This is a genomic window from Pseudomonas siliginis, assembly GCF_019145195.1.
GTDB lineage: Bacteria > Pseudomonadota > Gammaproteobacteria > Pseudomonadales > Pseudomonadaceae > Aquipseudomonas > Aquipseudomonas siliginis.
The window spans coordinates 53,512-70,612 of record NZ_JAHSTW010000001.1; the positions used below are offsets into that span (position 1 = coordinate 53,512).

Sequence of the window (17,101 nt, forward strand, 5' to 3'; positions counted from 1 at the left end):
GCCTGCGAGATCTTGCCGATGACCAGACCGGACCTCTGCAAGAGCGCGCGGGATTCTACGGCTTGCGCAGGATTTGCCAATAGCTGAAGGCTGCGACGTTAGGACGCAGGCTGTTTTGAGGTTCGAGAGGAGAATGAAAACCGTTCATCGGGCTGAGCTCCGACAAGGGCCATGCATGCAAAAGCTACGCAGGCCCTTGCTCGTTTCAGCGCCTAAGTATGCGAAATCAACAAGTCACTGATGATGCAGATCGAGCCATCCTCCGGCGGCGTGGCGTCGGTGTAGTCGATCTGGTTGTAGACCCCGCCGTGGAAATTGAACACCTGCGAATTCCACGTTGAGTCGAGCTGCAAATCACCTGATGTGCCGACAACGCCGTTGTAGTCGACGGTGACTCGAGCCACGCCGGCAGAGTTGGCGCGAATGGTGATCTTAAACTTCGCCCCCAACGGTACACCCTTGAGCACCGTGGTGTTGACCGGGGTGGGCTGGTTGAAGCTCTGGCGGAAGCCCATGGTGATGTTGCCTTTCTGCCAGAACACTTTGATGACCGGGCCGTCGTCGTTTTTCACATGCATCTGCGAGATAACGACTTTCTGCGCAGAGTTGACCTTGGTCACGGTCATTTCCTGATAGTTGAGGTGGTCAGCGGCGCTGCCCAGCGACCAATAGAAGGATTCTTTCCATTCGCAGCGGGTGCGGTGAGTGCTCTTGCTTGAGGCGCCTTTGGTTGGCGCGGACAGTTGCAGCGAACCGTCCGGTAGCACTGTGACGATGCTGGGGAACTGCGCAATGGCTTCGGCGCCGTTGAGCTCCAGTGCGACCGGATTGGTAGCCGAGACGGGAACCGGAGTGGAGAGGGTGAGATTGCTGATGTTTACGGCCATGGTTTGTACTCCTGACGATAAAAATCATTAGCGACCCAAGCCTTCGGTGGATTGGCACATCTGTCTGCGCGGACTTTCACCATCTCTTGGGCACAGCACCATGGCGGCGCAAGCGGCCGCCGCGAAAATACACAGGGCAACGATTACGCCGGCAGCCTCCAGCACCGCGCCGAAAACCGGCGTGCCAGCGGTCTGACCGAGCGCCAGAAGCAGAAAAGGAATGCCCAGTCCCAGGTCCGGGCGGTCCGGCAAAAAACGGATGCCTTGCAGCAGATAAACGCCTGAAGAAACGATGTAGGCCGCGCCAAACAGGCACATCGCGACGAGGCCCGATCCGGCGGAAACTGATGCGGCAGAAAGGCCCAATGTCCCGAGGGCGATCCCGGCAAGCGCCAGATGCTGCATGCGTGCGACACCGAAGCGGCCAGTGAGCACGCCCGTCATGCAGCCGCTGATCCCCGCCGCGCCCAACACTATCCACGCCCATGCAATCGACCGATCGGAGAACCCAGCCTCGCTGCGCAGGATATCGGCACCGAATGTCCAGATCGCCGTGCTCGCCAGGCCCATCAGGAAAGCACTGGCGCACAAAGGCAGCACGCCGGGTCGACGCAGCATTGCCAGCGAGAAGTTCTGCACGACGTCACGCTCGACCCGGCGCGGTACCGCAAACCAGAGCCAGATCGTGACGCCGATGCCGATCAAGGCAAACAGGGCATACAGCTGGCGCCATTGCCCGGCCGCCAATATCGCCGCCAAACCGGAAAAAACGATGCCCGCTGCCGTCCCGGCATTGATAAAGCCATTGGCGCGCGGGCGATCCGCATCATCAAGACGCGCTGCCACCGCACTGGCCAATGGCGGCGAAGTCAGACCCGTGCTCAATCCCGCCAGCGCCACACCGCAACCCAACGTCAGCCCCGACGAAGCGACAACCACCAGTCCCATGCCCAGCGTCGCAGCGGCGCCGGCCATCACCGTCAACCCACGCGGACTGACTTTGCCGTTGCAGGCAAACGTCGCAACGATGCCCACACAGTAAGCCGCAAACGCACCGCCACCGATCCAGCCGGCAGCGGTCACGCTGAGCGTCAGATCCTGACGAATCTGCGGCAGCAGCAGTCCATAGGCGAAGCGCGCCAGGCCATAGGACAAGGCGGTCAGCGCGAACGCTGCCGCGACAAGATTGAGGCTGCGCCGGTCAAGACTCACGGGGAAATCGGATCGCTGGCAGGAAAGGTTGTCTCGACCGCATGCTCCGGCCTGGACCAGATGCGATCGGAGTTGGAGGGTTCATTAGCCATGAGTGTCCTCAAGCATGTCTGTTGCTGGAGTGGTTACCGATTCTGATAACGGACTTGCACCTGGGTTTGATGAATTTCCAACACAGCCGATGGATGGTAGAGCAAAGGGCGAGGGCAGCTCTCGGTTGGCTGGGCGCACGTCAACCTTTGCGAGCAGGATCGAGGGGTTTTTGCAGGTATCGAGGGGCAGGGGATGGCGCTTGGAGGGAGGCAAGATCGTGCAGAACGGCACGCCGGAAGAATTGCGCGTGGGTCAGGGAGTTTTCCGCACGCGGTGGCGGATGTAAGCGAGGGTACAAAACCGTTGAACACAGCACTACTGCGCTCCAAGTGCTGCCGGAACTCAGGTGTTGATCATTCTGCGGTCTGGCCCAGACATGCGCGTTCATGATGTAGCGACGATCGAATGCTTCATTGCGGGTCTTGCCGCCGATTTCGAAGATATCGATCTCCGTGGCATTGTCAGGCAGCCCGGTCCACGCAAGCCAGAAAGCACTGGAACAGGCGGAATTCATCGGTTTCGCCCGCGCTTCGTAATAGCCGTACATGCCCCGTTCGTTGGTGCGCACCATCGGCGAGCTGTAGTCCTTGTAGCCCAGGGCGACGTGTTTTTCCGGCAAGGTCTGCTTGCGGAAGGTGATGTTCAGATTGCCGTTGCCGACCTTGGCGTTCTCCGGCAAAAACAGCGCTGGTTTGCGTCCGAGGGAATCGGTGCCGGTGGCGTTGTTGACGTGCCAGCGTTCGGCATCGAGCGCGCTGCCGTTGAATTCGTCGGACAGGCGCGTATCCAGCTTCCAGCCGCCGGCGTTGGCCTGATCCGACAGCGGCAGATCGGGCGTAACGTGCGTCGGAGTCGGCCCTAACGGGCCAACGCGGGTCCCGGCATCGGCCTGTTGCGCAATGGCGACCGCTCATTTCTGGGGCGATGTATTGAAGACTTGGGCCGACGTGTCGGCGCTGGCACGCTGCATCGACTTCAGCCCGCAGGTGCCGATCGAGCAGGGCGTGCAAGCGTTCGTGCAGTGGTATCGCGAGTTCTATCAGGTCTGATTCAGTGCAGGGTGACGGCCCTGCGACTTTCACCGATGCGGATCCGGTCGAGGGCGCGGTTCAACGCATCCAGTGCATCGAGCAGCGCCTTGGCCTCGGCCTCACGCCCGTCGCCCCACAGGCGTTCGGCCATTTTGTTCAAGGCCAGAATGGCGCGTTCGATGTCGGCTGCACTGGCGGTGTTCTCAGGGGCTGATGGTTTTTTCGGCATTCACGGTTCCTCGGCGGTCGGCAAATCACCATACCGCCAAGGCGCCGAGCAATACAGCCAGAAGTGTCCCCAATCAGCAGCGAATGCTGTCTGATCAGCGATTAGCCTCAATCAACGCCGCCTCGATAAACCGCACCGAACTCTCCAGCGCCTGCTGCCCCTCGGCCAGCATGCCCGCGTAGAAATGCCAGGCGTGAAACATGCCGGGCCACACTTCAAGATTGACCCGGACGCGGTTGTCCGCCAGGTGATTGGCCAGACGCATGGCGTCACTGAGCATCAGTTCGTTTTCGCCGATCTGCACCAGAATCGGTGGCAGTCCGGTGACGTCGGCGAACACCGGCGACGCCAGCGGATGGTTGGCCAAGGTGTCGCCGAGAAAGGCTCGCGCGAGGATATCCAGCACGGGCTTGGAGTTCAGCGGGTCAAGGCCTTCACGATTGCTCATGGAGGCGCCGGTGTGTTCGAGGTTGGCCCAAGGCGAGATGGACGAACCCACTGCGGGCAAGGGCAAGCCTTTGGATTTTGCCGCGACCATCACGCTGACCACCATCGCGCCACCCGCCGACTCGCCTGCGAAGGCAATCTTGCTGGCGGCGATGTTCTGCTCAAGCAACCACTCATAGGCGCGCAAAGTGTCATCGATGGGGGCGGGGAACTGATGCTCGGGTGCGAGGCGGTAATCCGGCATGTACACCCGCGCGCCGAGCATTTTTGCGTAGTTGCCGCCGATGCCGTGGTAGCCGTCAGGTCGACCGACGATGTAGGCACCGCCGTGGATGTACATCAGCACCGCGTCGGTCTTGAGTTCATCCGGAGTCACCAGCGTAGCGGGCACGCCGCCCATGTCGACTGCTTCAAACCTCACGCCAGCCGGTGTTTGATTCTGCCCTAACATTTTTGCGTAGGCATCGCGGATGTCGCTCATCTTAGTGGTGGTATCGATACCCTTCAGCACGGGCACCAGATCGCTGAGGCTGTTGGCCCAGGTTTTTACAGCTGCTTTTACTTCAATGTTCATATGACCTCGATCAGACGTTAGTGATGGCTTAACTAATCGAGATGGTATGCTCATGATTGGGGAATGGGGTTCCCCATAACCGGTGCCAAGCCGCCTGAATGCCAAACCCGGAGGCCACATGGAACTGCATAACCTGAACGACATCGCCGCCTTCGTCGCCTCGGTGGATACCGGAAGTTTTACGGCGGCTGCCAGGCAACTCGGGCTGACCCGCTCGGCCGTTGGTAAATCGATCGTGCGGCTTGAATCGCGTTTGCAGGTCCGCCTGCTCAACCGCACCACCCGCAGCCTGAGCCTGACCGACGATGGTCGGGTGCTGTATGAGCGATGTGTGGGCATCCTGCAGGATCTGGACGAGGTCGAAGATGCCTTGGCGTTCCGCCGTTCGACGCCCAGCGGCCGCTTGCGCATGAGCCTGCCGGTAGCACTGGGCCGGCTGCACGTTGTGCAGCACATCGAGCGCTGCTTGAGAGACTGGCCGTCGCTCGCCATCGACGCGACGTTTTCCGATCGGCTGGTCGACCTGATCGACGAGGGTTTCGATCTGGCGATTCGCATCGGTCCGCCCAAGGAAGACTCCGGACTACTCACGCGCACGGTGGCTTACCAGCAAATGATCACCTGTGCCTCGCCCGATTATCTGAAAGAACATCCGGCACCGCAGACACCCGAAGATCTGGCCGGGCATGCGTGCCTGCACTTCGTCAGCGGCGGCCGATTGCTGGCGTGGAATTTTCGCGTCAATGGTCAGCCTGTGCCGGTCATTCACGCCGGGCGGCTGCAGATGGACAGCGCTGAAGCCTTGCATCAGGCGACTGCCGCCGGCCTCGGTATCGCGACGTTGCCATCCTATGTAGTCAACGATGACTTGCGCAGTGGCAAGCTCGTGCAGTTGCTCGCAGAGTACGCTGAGGCTGCCGAGCCGATCCGGGTGATTTACCCGAGCAAGCGACACCTGTCGCCGAAGATTCGGCTGTTTATCGACAGGCTGGTGGAAGCGTGGTCACCGGCGCCTTGGGAGTGATTGCCTGGTCATTGCAGCTGTTTTGCAAACTCCGATGTTATTGATGACGGCAATGTCCAAACTGTGCGCATTAAAAAGCCCTGAATCATCAGGGCTGAGTTCTGGCTGAGGGGGCGTAGGGTGACAAGCTCGCGGTCGGTCTACTTCGCGCTCGAAGAGCAAGCCAACCGATATTGCTCGTAGTTCAAACCTTCGACCTTTTCCGGCAGCTTGTATGGCACGGGGCAGCTTTTGCCTTGCCACTTGATGGTGATGACACCGTGATCTTTGGTCACCAGCGCCAGGGCCTTGCCCGTCGGATCTGACAATGCCAGTTGTTTGCCGTCGCTATCCAACAGCACCGCGCCGAATGGAATCGGCTGGCCGTTGGCATCGTACAGTTCAAACTGGACGCGTCTGCCGTTGCTGCCTTCGAAGCGTGCAAGAACTATCGAACCTCGTCTTGGCACCAGTTGCTGGGTGGCATTGTCCAGCTCGATCTCACCGCCCAGGTTACGCGTGTCCAGCGTTACCCAGTTCACGCGGTACGGTTGCGCGTTAGGCAGAACCGCATAGCCGTTCAGGCCGGTTTTCACACCCGAATAGCTGCTGACTTCGACGCCCGACATGCCGGGCACTTCCACCAGACCGAACGTTTCACCGACGGTCTGGCCCATATTGATGCCGCCGGCATGAGCCACGATCGATCCGGCCGCACTCAGGTTCTGCGACTCATAGCCGCTGCCTCGGTTGTAGCCAAAGCCCAGATCGCCCATCGACGTACGGGTACTCAAACTGAGCGAGCCAGAGCGCTCGCCCTGGACGCTGCGCCCGGTCTGCACGGAATAGTAGGTGTCGCTGTCCTCGGTCAGATAACCATTGATCCCGGCTTGCGTGCTGGTACCGGCGTTCTGATGGTTACTGGAAACGTAGGCACGCGGTGCGCGTGGTGTCGATCCGAGCGGGAACGATATTGAAACGCTTAATTGCGTATCGTTGCTGGTGTCACCGCGTGCGCCGAATTCCTGGGTTTTGCTCAGGCTGATGTTGTAGTTCAGGTCGCGCCAATTGTTGTTGTAGCCGGCGGAAAAGCTGCGCGAGCCACCGCGATCCCAATAGCGCTGGTCACTGGCATTCAAATAAAGCGAGCCGAACTGGCGCGCTTCGCCAAGGGTCTGGTTGACCGTGAGATCTGTACGGGTTTTGGCATTGCCCGCGCGCCGCGTAGCGCCAGCGCTGGTGTCCTGCACATGGTCGGTCAGCGTGCGGTAACCCTCGGTCGAATAACGATAGGCGGCGAGAGTGAAGCTGGTATCGGTACCGGTGAAGGTCTTTGCATAGAGCGCGCGGACACTGCTGCCCTGGGTAGTTTTGCCGAATGCCTTGCTGGACGATTGCGTAACGTCCAGGGACATCGCGCCAATCGAGGTGTTCTTCGCCGCACCGATGGACAGCGCCTTGAAGCCGTTGCTCGCCTGAATGCCGGCAATGCCCGTCAGATTGCTGGTCAAGCCGTAGGCGAAAGTGCCCCCAAGGAAAGCCGGTTTGTCATAGCCCTCGCTGTTGTTGTTGAACTTGCCGCTCGACAGGCTGTACTTCAGTTGCCCCTCACGCACCATCGTCGGCAGGGCGGAGAACGCCTGCCGGGTTACCTTGCGCCGACCATCCGCTTCGACAATGGTGATCTCCAGGTCACCGTTGGAGCCCGATGGGTAGATATCACTGATCTCGAACGGACCCGGCGGTACATTGGTGGTGTAGAGAATGTAGTTGTCCTGGCGGACCTCGATCTTCGCATTGGTTTCCGCCACGCCACGAATGATCGGTGCATAACCGCGCTCACTGTCCGCACGCATGCCTTCATCAGAAGCGATCTTGACGCCTTGGTAGCGCACGCTGTCGAACAGATCCGAGTCGGAAAAGATTTCACCCGCGCTCAGTTGCCCCTTGATCGCCGTGAGGTCGCGCTGGATGAACGTGCGGTTGCTGACAAAACGGTTGGGCCGGCCGGTGGAGCTGCTCAGGTTGGATTCGTTGCGCAGACGCCAGGCACCAAAGTTGATGCCGTTGCGCAGCCCCAGGTTATTGGAGATTTGCGTGGTGTAATCGGTTTTGCTGCGGGTGCTGCTCAGCTGGTAGTTGATGAAACCGGCGGCCACACCTTGGTCCCAAAGCTCTGGATCTACATAGCCGCGCATGCCACGCGCCATGGCGACCTGCGGCACACTGATATTGAGGCGCAGGCGGTTGGCATCGAAATTGAGACTCGCTTGCTCGATCATTGCAGGCAGGTCGTAGTGATCGGCAGGGTGCTGCTCGTCAACAAGACCCTGCTCACGCAGTTTGCGCATGTCCACACCCAGCTGCTGCAACAGTTCCAGGGTGATGCGTGGCTCGACTTTGCCGTTGACCGGGTTGGCCGCGAAATCGATATCGCGACGCCCGACCAGCGTGCCGTTGCTGAACACGTCGACACGGTATTGGCCTGGCAAGACGCTGTTGGCATTCAGCAACGGTTGCAGATCGACCGCCGATGAACCTTCAAGGAACAGCGTATTGAAAGATTCACTCGCCACTGCGGCCGGGGCTTCGGCGCCCACGGCGAATCCGCAAATGGCCATGTTGATAGCAAAGCACAATGGATGCAGGCAGCCCAACGCCGCTTTGTTTTTCTGGCGCGCAACATGATGCTTAACACAACTTTCAGATGTGTGGTGTTGGGAGGAAAACATGCAATTTGCCTTATCAGTCCGTGTTGCTTCAACCGGAGTCCGGAACTTGTGAATAGCTTGTAAGTTGGCAGGGTGGGGCGGGGGATTTACTGGGCGGAGGCATCTTTCACGCGCTCGGCATGGCTTTCGGCAACGCTTAGTGGTGCATCGAATCGTTGTTGTGCGCCGTAATCGTTAATTGCTGAAAAACTCAAATGCGAAGTACCAGCTGGCAGATCTTTCAGATTGAATGAGCGAACTTCCCCTGGAACGATCATTGTCGAATCAATTACCAATTCCGCTTTTTTCCCTGCAACGACTTTCAGATCCGCCAGCGACACGTGGTAGTTGCTTTGGTTTTTTACTTTCAGCACCGACTTGCCAGCCTGAGTGACCAATTGCCATGCAAGTTGCTCCGGTGCCTTTGCGGCATCACCGGTGAGTCCGTCCGGGCGGAAGAAGACCTTGATACGCTGACGTACCGCCAATTGCAGCGTGTTGACATCGGCAGCACTGGCCTGGGGGATTTCCTGCACGTTCAGCCATACCACCGACTCCTTGTCCGCAGGCATGCCGCGGCCTTCATAAAGAATCCTCAGTAATTGCTGTTGATTGGGCTCAAGTTTGGCCAGTGGTGGAGTAACTGCGAAAGGCGGTGCGCTGCCAGCCGTGTCGCCGGCATCCAGCCACGATTGCGCCAGAATGGTTTGTCCGCCGTTGCGCACGGTGACATTCGCCTCTTTGTGCGCACCATCGAAGATAATCCGGGTGGAGCTCAAGGAGATGCTGGCGAATGCCGAGTGCGTCATCAACACCCCGGCAAGCCCCAGGCAAAGCGGAAAGTAGCGACTTAACATAGATTTCACCGATTAATCTGGTCGGGAAGGACGAGGCACAGCGGCCCCGTCCAGGTATTGCGGGCTGCTTATTCGTATTCGAGAACGAACGGCAGAGTGGCGTTACCGGTACCGGCAGTAGCGGTGGTCTTGTCGCCGGTGGTGACGTAAGCGGCTGCGAACGACAGGGTGCCGTCACCGCCTGTGGTTGCGTCGCCAGTCAGGTTGGTCTGCACTTTGGCAGTGGCTTCGGAGCTCAGGTCGATCAACTGGCCATTGCTGTCCAGCAGTGCGATACCAACGCCTTTGGCCGCGTCTGCACCCTGTAGCTTGAGAACTTTCTTGCCATCAACCAGGCCCGAACCGCCGTTTACGGTTGGTTTGAACAGCATCGAAACCTTGGTGCCAGCGTTGCAGTTCACTTTCAGGTTGAAATCGTTGGCGGCCACACGACCGGCGCCCGGAGCGGAGTCGGTGCCCATGTCTTTGATCGACACGCTGCCCATGTCCACGGCAATCATCTTGTCGTTACCCAAGGCGCCATCTACCGAGCAAGCGTCGTTATTGATAACGCCGGTGAAGCTGATTTGACCGCTGCCGCCCTTGACAGCTTTGGCCGCTTCTTCTTCAGCCACTGCGCCAGTGGAGGCAGCCAGTACGGAAAGAGTGAGTACTGCGAAAGCGAACTTTTTCATGTTTATATCCGAAGTTATTGTGAAGTGCTGCATTGAAATGCCAGGCCATATTAGGTGTGCGGTGGTGGCGGGTCTTTGGGATTTGTCTTAAAGCGATAAAGGTGCGAGCCAGTCAGTAATATGGCAGTGGCGTATTCATATTTGCGGTAATGGTGCAGCGAACCAAATGAGACAATTCTCAAAGTCGTGCGGTCTTTGTCTGGCTAGTATTCACGGATGCAGAAATTCTCAGTCAACGCAAAGTTTGTGAGCGGGCGTCCTGCTTGAAAGATTATTCAAACTTTCGCTATTAACGACTGATAGAAAGAGGTTCCAGGTTTGTGAACACGCTTCGTATATTGGTCTTGGAAGATCACGCCTTTCAGCGCACGGCGGCAGTCAGTGCGCTTAATAGTCTGGGGTACAAAAATATCTTTCAGGCGGCTGACGGCAAGGATGCGCTGGCTGTGATATCCCAGGCTGGAGGCGTGGACGTTGCATTGTGTGACTTGAGCATGGCCGGGATGGATGGTTTGACGTTCTTGCGCCTGGCGAGAGAGGCCGGTTTGATTCGTGCAGTGATCATCTGCAGTTCACTGCCTGAAGACTTGTTGCGCACGGTTGACCGGATTGTCACGTTGCAGGGGCTGGAATTGCTTGGCAGTGTCGGCAAGCCTCTGATGGTCGATGTGCTGGGGCCATTGTTGGCGCGTTATCGGCCGCACACTCCGGGCGATGCCAAAGTGGTGGAAAGTCATCTCGATCAGCCTTCGGAGAACGAAGTGCTCGAAGCGATACGCCGTCAGGAATTTCGCGCCTATTTCCAGCCCAAGTTTCATCTGCGCAGTGGTGAGGTGGATGGCGCCGAGGTGCTGGTGCGATGGCAGAGCCCCAGTCGCGGCTTGCTCTCGCCAGGCATGTTCTTGCCGACGATCGAGCGTTGCGGTCTGCTCGATGAGATGTTTTTCAGCCTGCTCACGCAAGGCTTGAGTCTGCAGCGCTTCGTCCAGTCTCACGGCAAGCCGTTCAAGCTGGCGTTCAATCTCGACGTGACGCAGATGGCCAATCCGAATCTTGTCGACCGGATCAAGGCGCTGTTGCGCATCCATGGCGCCTCGCCAGCTGGGCTCATTTTCGAGCTCACGGAAACCGGCCTGCTGCAGATGCCCGAGATCAGCATGGAAAACATGGTGCGTCTGCGCATGCTCGGCTTCAGTCTGGCAATCGATGATTTCGGTGTCGGCTATTCTTCACTTGAGCGGCTGTGCCAGATGCCGTTCAACGAAATCAAACTCGACGCCGGCTTCGTGCAGAATTTCCATCAGGCGCGCTACAGCGCGGTCATCCACGGGGCGTTGGCCCTGGCCCGGGAATTGGACATGCGCGTGGTGGCAGAGGGTATTGAAACCGCAGATCAGGTTCAGCATCTGGCGCGGCTTGGTTGTCAGTGGGGGCAGGGCTTCTTCTATGCTCGCCCGATGAATTGGGCGCATTTGGTCGACTGGCGTTTCGAAGGCCAGAAGTCGTCCTGGCGCCGCGCAATAGGCACGTCCGATCGTTGATGCAAGCGGCATTCTGACTTTTGGGACAAAGCCCTATTTCGTCACGCCTTTAAAACACTCATCATGTGCCGAGAAATCAATCAGATGCACCTGAATGCTTCGGTGATGCCCGGGATTTGCTGCGGTTGCCAAGTGCTGATGGTCCTCCAACACTCTTCATCATGGAGCTGTTCATGCATTGGTCAGTCGTGAATCCGTTACGCGTTGCCATCCTTGATGATCACTCGCTCATACGTCTGGCGATGAAGTCGCGGCTGACGCGCGAAGCCGAGTTCAGTGTCGTAGGTGTGTATGGCAGCAGCGCGCAGTTGCTCGCCGGATTGCGCGAAATCGACATCGACCTGCTGATACTCGATTACAAACTGCACGATGGGGAGCTGGACGGGCTCAATCTGATCCGCCTGCTGCGCAAGCAATATCCGGGCATGCGCATCCTCGTCTCATCTTCCGAAGAACGCCCGGCGGTGGTGAACATGGCGATCGGGGCGGGCGTCAGCGGATTCTTCGGCAAGTCGCAGTCGGTCGATGACCTGATCACCGCCATCCGCAGTGCTGCGTCCGGGCAGTTGTATCTGTCGCCGGAAATGGCCTTCGAACTCGATGTGCTGCCTGCGTCGGTCGATGAACCTGCCGGTGCCAATGACGACGGTGCGGCGCACAGCGACGATTTCCTCAGTAATCCTCTGCTGTCACCTAAAGAGAAAGAAGTCTTGCGCTGTTGTCTCGAGGGGATGGGGGTGACGCAGATTGCCTTGAAGTTCTCGCGCAGTCGCAAAACCATCAGTGGGCAAAAACAGGCCGCTTTCAAAAAGCTTGGCATTCGTGGTGACGCAGAGCTGTTCAAGTTGCAGCACAGCCTGACAGCCGACAACCAGGGATAACACGCTTATGTTTCATCTGTTGCGCGGTGTTTTGCTAATCAGTGTGCTTTTCGTATTCAGTAGTGGTGTGTTATTGGCAGCAGAGCCGCGCACCTTGCAGGTGTTCGGTCGCTCGGACTGCAAGGAGCTGCAAGTCGATCTGCCCAATGAAGACTGGAGTTGGCTGCGGCAAAAGCGCAGCCTGATATTGGGTTCTGCGCTTCCGGATTTCCCGCCTTATGTCATGACCGCCAGCGGTACGCGCTATGAGGGGATTGCCGCCGATATCGCCTGCATTATCGGTCAGGCACTGCATGTCGAGATTACCGTCAAGGCTTACCCTGACCGGCGTGACGCCATGGCCGCACTTGAGCGCGGTGACATTGACATGTTGGGCAGTTCCAACAGTTTCGAATTGATCGATGGCCTCGTCACGCTCAGCAAACCTTATGTCGAAGACGTGCCGGCGATGTTCATGCGCGGCGATGATCGACGACCGATGCCGGCCAATCTGGCCGGTTTGCGTATTGCGGTTGCCGACGATTACCTGCCTTCCAGTCAATTACACGCGTTATACCCCAACGCCGAATTCGTGCTTTTTCCATCGAACGAGTTGGCACTGGCTGCGCTGGCTTTTGGCAAGGTCGACCTGTTTCTCGGCGATACGGTGTCGAGCAATTACCTGATCAACCTCAACTACTTCAACTATGTGCGGCTGCACTCTTTCGTCAAAACCCAAACCAGCGGTTTCAGCTTTGCCTTGCGCCGGGGCAACGACCAATTGCTGCGTCTGATCGATTCGACCCTCGAGTCGCTGGGTGATGCGAAGATTGCCGAAATTACCAAGCGCTGGTCGGGCGGCGGCGGGGCGCTGACGCCCAAACGCATTGACCTGACACCCGGCGAAGCACGTTGGCTTGAGCTGCATCCGGTCGCGCGGTTCGTGATCAATGACGATCAGGCACCGTTTGCATTCTTTGATGGTGACGGCAACTTTGGCGGGATCGGCGCTGATCTGCTCGAGCTCATCCAGCGGCGTACCGGCTTGCAGATCAATGTCGAGCGCACCGACAGCTTTTCCAGTCTGAGCACGCGTCTGCTGGATGGCAGCGCGGATATTTCTCTGCTGACACCAACGGTCTCGCGGGAAGTCGGCATGCGTTTCACTCATCCGTTCCTTGCCAGCCCCTTTGTGATCGTCACCACCAAGGACGCAGGCGCGCCTTCAAGCCTGCAGGAGCTGCGCGGCAAGCGCGTCGCAGTGCCCGAAAGTTCGGCTGAGCGTGAGCTGCTCAAGGACTACCCCGACATCGAGATCGTTGATAACGAAACAGTTCTGGGCGCCTTGGCTGACGTGAAGGACGGTCGAGCGGACGCGATGATTACCACGTTGCACAGTGCGCGCTACTACATCGCCCACATCTACAGCGACAGCTTGCGTATCTCCAACATCGTCGGCATGAACAAAGGCTTCCTCGCTTTCGCCGCGCGGCGTGCCGATACCGAACTGGTCAGCATTCTGAACAAGGCGTTGCTGAGCATTCCGCCGGATGAGCTGGACGTAATCCTCAACAGGTGGCGTCCCATTGCAGCGTTTTCGGGGTTGTCGTGGCGCGATTACAAGGCGCTGATCTACCAGATCAGCGCTGGCGCGTTCCTGATTATCCTGGGATCGCTGGCGTGGAATTTCTATATTCGCCGGCAGATCCGCGAACGCAGCCGGGCAGAGCGCTTGCTGGGCGATCAGTTGAAGTTCATGGGCGCGTTGATCAACGGCACGCCGCATCCCATCTACGTACGTGATCGTGAAGGTCGGCTTGTCACCTGCAATAATAATTATCTGCAAACATTTGGCCTGCTGGAAAAGGACGTGATCGGCAAGACCGTGCTCGAAAGCGGCAAGCGCAATCGTCAGGAGGCGTTGCAATTTCACGACGACTACCTGCGCGTCATCGAGCAGGACGAACCTTACGAGGTGGATCGCACGCTGCATGTCGGTGATACGCGGCTGATCATTTACCACTGGATCCAGCCGTATCACGACACGGCGGGTGAAGTCAGAGGCGTGATCTGCGGCTGGATCGATATCAGCGAACGCCGTGAACTCATCGAGGAGTTGCGTTCGGCGAAAGAGCTGGCTGACGAGTCGAGCCGCGCCAAAACCACGTTCCTGGCGACCATGAGCCACGAAATCCGTACGCCGATGAGCGCCGTGATCGGCATGCTCGAACTTACCCTCAAGCGTGCCGAGCAGGGACACTTCGATCGGCCGGCGATTGAAGTGGCATACGACTCGGCAAAAGGTCTGCTGGAACTGATCGGCGATATCCTCGATGTGGTACGCATCGAATCGGGCCATGTCAGCCTTTCGCCGAAACGTGCCAACCTGCGCGAATTGGTCGAATCCGTGGCGCGGGTGTTCGACGGCTTGGCCAGGCAGAAGAGTCTGGTGCTGAAGCTCGACATCGACGCCACTGTCGGCTGTGACGTATTGGTTGATCCGATGCGCTTCCAGCAGGTGCTCTCGAACCTGGTGGGCAACGCGATCAAGTTTACCGACACCGGTCATGTCAGCGTCTCGATTCGCGGCCAACGTCTCGCTGACGAACGCTTACAGGTCGACCTCAAGGTCGAGGACACCGGCATCGGCATTTCCAGCGCCGATCTGCAGAATCTGTTCCAGCCGTTTTCCCAAGCCAATCATGGTCCCTCCAGCAGAGGCGGCACCGGTCTGGGACTGGCGATCTCCCGTTCATTGTGCGAATTGATGGGCGGGCGGCTGAACATTACCAGTACGCTTGGCAAAGGCACGTGCCTGGAAGTGTCGCTGTTCTTCAATATTCTCAGCCCGCTTGGCGGCAAAGTGCTGCCTGTTTCGGTTGTTCAGGACAAACCGGTACCGACACTCAGGATTCTCGTAGTCGATGACCAGAGCGCCAACCGCCTGCTGTTGACGCAGCAGCTGAGTTTCCTTGGCCAGGCGGTGCGTGATGCCGCCGACGGTGCCCAGGCATTGGCGCTGTGGCGCTCGGAGCCGTTCGACATTGTGATCACGGACTGCAACATGCCGGTCATGAACGGCTATGAGCTGGCCCGCACCATTCGCCAGGACGAACGCGAAAGTGGTGGATCGCCGTGCATCGTACTGGGCTTCACGGCCAACGCGCAGCCGGAAGAAAAAGTGAAATGCCGGGAGGCCGGGATGGATGATTGTCTGTTCAAACCGATCAGTCTCGGCACCTTGTCGATCATGCTTGCAGGCTGGGAAAAAAATGTTGAAACCCAGCCATTTGAAAGCCCGCCTGCGGCGACTATCAAGGAGCTGGGTTCGATTCGCGAGCGTCTTGACGAGCTCACCGGAGGCGATCTCGACATGATGAAAGAACTTCTGCGCGAGGCGCTGTCGAGTTGCGAAAAGGATCTGGAGGAGTTGCATTCGCTAATACCCGAAAGCGATCCCGGGCTGTTGGCTGACCTGGCGCACCGCATCAAGGGGGCGGCGCGCATTGTTGCCGAGCATCAGGTCATTGAGGCGTGTAACGAGCTTGAAGCCGAGTGCGAGGCGCCTGTTATCGATCCGCTGGACCTCAATCGCAGTGCATTGAAGCTGGAGCATGCACAGGCTGATCTGATCAAGAAAATCAAACGGATCGAGCTGTAAACGTATCGGCTCATGACCATCCGACTGGCCTTGCATTGAAGCTGACGTTAAAGATCATTTTGCAGCGGGCGATACCTTGGTTAATAACCATGGAGTTTCGCGATGATCATTCGACGTCCTTTATTGATTGCCTGCCTTTGCCTGCTCGGTTTTGACACCGTCAGCGCAGCCCAGTCTGCGCCGGTCAGCGGAGTGATTCGCTTCAGCGGTCGAATTGTCGAGGCAAGTTGCATTGCCAGTGGCGCCAGCCATTCTTCTGTCGAGTTGCTTGATTGCCCCCAGGCAAGCACCGGGCAGATTTTTACCGTGAACAACGTCAGTGCGGCAGGGCGAGGTGAGTCGCGCCAGCAGGTGTTTGTGAAGGTGATTGCCGATACTCATGAGCAGGACGATTATTACGACCAGCGCTTGCTGCTCACGGACAACAAGGGTCACCAGATAACGAGCGGTAATTACGTAGTGACGATGACGCTGCCTTGATGGCTTGGAAAGAATGAGTCTGCGCCCCTTGTTTCAAGGTTACTGACAAAAAGGGGCGTTAATAATGAGAATTGTCTGGTTCGCACAGAACCGTCCCGCGCTTCTGGCTTGTCGCCACTCCCCTGCGTTGCAAAATCCCTCCTTCAACACTTTCTGAGCCAGACCATGCGCCGATCGCGTGGGCTGTCGTCAAGGTGTGGCTTTTTATTATCTATCCCTGCGTTCACTTTTGAGACAAGTCTCATATCAGGCAGCTTGGCCCTTGGTTATTTTCTTGAAAGGAAGAATGGAGCTGCCAAAGGTGTCCGATGTTTCTTGAAAATAACCGCAGTCGATCCTTGCGGATCCTGATCGCCGACAGCGACGTGCGAAGAGGCCAGTCGATCGAACAGCAGTTCAATAAGCTGGGCTGTCTCAGCGTCTTGAACGTTTGCACTTATCGTGACCTGAAAATACTGACGTATTACTGCCCTCAACGGTTGAGCCTGGTCGTCGTCAATGCTGAGTTGCTCAGCGAAATGGCGATGGATCCGCTCGACTTTTTCGGGGAAAACCCGCTGATTCGTCATCTGCTGATTTTCAATCCCAACGATGATCACCAGTGGTCGAAGACCTTCTTCAACCCGCATCCGCAACGCTGGATGCGCCTGGTCTCGAAAATCAATCTGCCGCGACTGGCAGATTTTCTGATGCTGGCCGATCCGGCGCTCAAGGAAATTGCGGAGCCGGCCTCGACCAACTCCACACTCTCTCCGTGCGCCAACCGCTAGCTACCGCACCTTCCCGCGTTGATCCAGGTATGCGCCGAGGCGCTATACCGCAGCGCCGCTCTGCTGCCCAC

At 58.0% G+C, this 17,101-nt stretch carries 14 protein-coding genes and 1 pseudogene; 7 read left to right on the forward strand and 8 right to left on the reverse strand.

Features of this window, described 5'->3' with window-relative positions:
• Positions 1 to 212: 212 nt before the first annotated feature.
• The 3 genes from KVG87_RS00240 to KVG87_RS25815 form a co-directional block, all read right to left on the reverse strand.
• Complete coding sequence (locus KVG87_RS00240) at positions 213 to 887, reverse strand: polysaccharide lyase family 7 protein (protein WP_122507221.1); 675 nt, start codon at positions 885 to 887, stop codon at positions 213 to 215.
• Positions 888 to 914: 27 nt separating this feature from the next.
• Positions 915 to 2,099: an MFS transporter gene (locus KVG87_RS00245; RefSeq protein ID WP_217848482.1), complete on the reverse strand. Its 1,185-nt coding sequence runs from the start codon at positions 2,097 to 2,099 to the stop codon at positions 915 to 917.
• Positions 2,100 to 2,331: 232 nt separating this feature from the next.
• Positions 2,332 to 3,093 (reverse strand): family 16 glycosylhydrolase, encoded by a 762-nt coding sequence (locus KVG87_RS25815; protein WP_496198649.1) that lies wholly within the window; start codon positions 3,091 to 3,093, stop codon positions 2,332 to 2,334.
• Between the two features lie 19 nt (positions 3,094 to 3,112).
• Here KVG87_RS25815 and KVG87_RS00255 point away from each other — a divergent pair.
• Positions 3,113 to 3,241: pseudogene (locus KVG87_RS00255) on the forward strand (protein CapI); the annotation flags it as partial.
• A 1-nt stretch (position 3,242) separates the two neighbouring features.
• On the opposite strand, the gene KVG87_RS00260 reads toward KVG87_RS00255, so the two are convergent.
• Positions 3,243 to 3,452, reverse strand: coding sequence for a hypothetical protein (locus KVG87_RS00260; protein WP_095179863.1), 210 nt, complete (start codon positions 3,450 to 3,452; stop codon positions 3,243 to 3,245).
• Between the two features lie 94 nt (positions 3,453 to 3,546).
• Positions 3,547 to 4,473, reverse strand: coding sequence for an alpha/beta hydrolase (locus KVG87_RS00265; RefSeq protein WP_217848484.1), 927 nt, complete (start codon positions 4,471 to 4,473; stop codon positions 3,547 to 3,549).
• Positions 4,474 to 4,591: 118 nt separating this feature from the next.
• Between KVG87_RS00265 and KVG87_RS00270 the strand changes: the two genes are divergently transcribed.
• Positions 4,592 to 5,497, forward strand: a complete 906-nt coding sequence (locus KVG87_RS00270) for a LysR family transcriptional regulator (RefSeq protein ID WP_076563151.1) — start codon at positions 4,592 to 4,594, stop codon at positions 5,495 to 5,497.
• 140 nt (positions 5,498 to 5,637) lie between these two features.
• Here KVG87_RS00270 and KVG87_RS00275 read toward each other — a convergent pair whose 3' ends face one another.
• From KVG87_RS00275 to KVG87_RS00285, 3 genes are all read right to left on the reverse strand, one after another.
• Positions 5,638 to 8,097, reverse strand: coding sequence for a fimbria/pilus outer membrane usher protein (locus KVG87_RS00275; protein ID WP_225930725.1), 2,460 nt, complete (start codon positions 8,095 to 8,097; stop codon positions 5,638 to 5,640).
• 197 nt (positions 8,098 to 8,294) lie between these two features.
• On the reverse strand, positions 8,295 to 9,044 hold the full coding sequence (locus KVG87_RS00280; RefSeq protein WP_041478776.1) for a fimbrial biogenesis chaperone: 750 nt from the start codon (positions 9,042 to 9,044) through the stop codon (positions 8,295 to 8,297).
• A 68-nt stretch (positions 9,045 to 9,112) separates the two neighbouring features.
• On the reverse strand, positions 9,113 to 9,718 hold the full coding sequence (locus KVG87_RS00285; protein WP_016774577.1) for a fimbrial protein: 606 nt from the start codon (positions 9,716 to 9,718) through the stop codon (positions 9,113 to 9,115).
• A 320-nt stretch (positions 9,719 to 10,038) separates the two neighbouring features.
• Between KVG87_RS00285 and KVG87_RS00290 the strand changes: the two genes are divergently transcribed.
• The 5 genes from KVG87_RS00290 to KVG87_RS00310 all read left to right on the forward strand — a co-directional run bounded on the left by KVG87_RS00290 (position 10,039) and on the right by KVG87_RS00310 (position 17,030).
• Positions 10,039 to 11,259: an EAL domain-containing response regulator gene (locus KVG87_RS00290; protein ID WP_024012832.1), complete on the forward strand. Its 1,221-nt coding sequence runs from the start codon at positions 10,039 to 10,041 to the stop codon at positions 11,257 to 11,259.
• A gap of 173 nt (positions 11,260 to 11,432) precedes the next feature.
• A complete protein-coding gene (locus tag KVG87_RS00295) occupies positions 11,433 to 12,140 on the forward strand; it encodes a response regulator transcription factor (RefSeq protein WP_217848488.1) in 708 nt (235 codons plus the stop codon).
• A 7-nt stretch (positions 12,141 to 12,147) separates the two neighbouring features.
• On the forward strand, positions 12,148 to 15,780 hold the full coding sequence (locus KVG87_RS00300; protein WP_217848490.1) for a transporter substrate-binding domain-containing protein: 3,633 nt from the start codon (positions 12,148 to 12,150) through the stop codon (positions 15,778 to 15,780).
• A 102-nt stretch (positions 15,781 to 15,882) separates the two neighbouring features.
• Positions 15,883 to 16,260, forward strand: coding sequence for a type 1 fimbrial protein (locus KVG87_RS00305; protein WP_016774580.1), 378 nt, complete (start codon positions 15,883 to 15,885; stop codon positions 16,258 to 16,260).
• Positions 16,261 to 16,568: 308 nt separating this feature from the next.
• Positions 16,569 to 17,030, forward strand: a complete 462-nt coding sequence (locus KVG87_RS00310) for a hypothetical protein (protein WP_073474637.1) — start codon at positions 16,569 to 16,571, stop codon at positions 17,028 to 17,030.
• Positions 17,031 to 17,101 lie beyond the last annotated feature (71 nt).